Here is a 955-nt window from a genome sequence, read left to right as displayed (position 1 = left end):
GTAATTTCACCGGTTATTTCACCTAAGTGATAGAGAGAATTGCGGATGTCTAGGGCCAGGAAATCATTGGTAATTTCCCCTTCAATGCCAGTGATCACATCCTGCAGGGCAGCATTGGTTTTCATCAGGCTTTCGTAATGGCGGGCAGTGGTTACCAAAGTATTTCCGGTACGAAAGCTGTCAAGATTCACCGCTTTCAAAATATTTTCCTTCAGCTCGTCAATACCTGTTTTCTGTTGTGCGGACAGATAAACAATCTGCTCATAACCTTTGAGGGAATCCAGTAGGGCAGGAGTGGCTTTATCGACTTTATTTCCTATGGGAATAAAAGGTTTGCCGAGGTTCTCCAAGATATTGATTTCGCGGCCAATTTCTTCTGCGTTTTCACTGCTGAGGTCGAAAAGGTAAAGAACGAGGGAAGCCTGCTTAAGCTTTTCCCGGGTTCGCTGCACGCCAATGGACTCAATCGTATCGGTGGTATCTCGCAGACCGGCTGTATCGATAAAACGGAACTGCACTCCCTCAATAATCATTTCATCTTCAATAAAATCGCGGGTGGTGCCGGCTATTTCCGAAACAATGGCTTTTTCTTCGTTCAGGAGGGTGTTGAGTAGGGTAGATTTTCCGGCATTAGGCTTTCCTGCTATCACGGTAGGAACACCGTTCTTTATAACATTTCCTACTTCAAAGCTGGTAATTAGTCTGCTGATAACCCTTTGTAAATCTTCAATAAGCTCTTTCAGTTCTTCTCTGCTGGCAAATTCCACATCTTCTTCACTGAAATCGAGCTCCAGCTCAATCATGGAGGCAAAGTGGATAAGCTGCTCTCTTAGCTGTCTTATCTCTTCGCTGAATCCTCCGCGCATTTGATGAAGGGCTGCCTGGTGTGCTGCTTCCGAATCGGCATTTATGAGGTCAGCGACTGCCTCCGCCTGGGCAAGGTCGAACTGGCCGT

Annotated in this window: 1 protein-coding gene; it reads right to left on the bottom strand. The window is 46.3% G+C overall.

Annotated features, from left to right (window positions below; translation table 11 throughout):
• Positions 1-955 (bottom strand): tRNA modification GTPase (locus tag F752_RS0111935; RefSeq protein WP_017731977.1); only part of this gene is annotated, 955 nt, incomplete at both ends.

The organism is Nafulsella turpanensis ZLM-10, assembly GCF_000346615.1.
In the GTDB taxonomy this organism is placed as follows: domain Bacteria; phylum Bacteroidota; class Bacteroidia; order Cytophagales; family Cyclobacteriaceae; genus Nafulsella; species Nafulsella turpanensis.
Note: the sequence above shows the minus strand (reverse complement) of the source record. Positions and strands in the feature narration are given on the sequence as shown.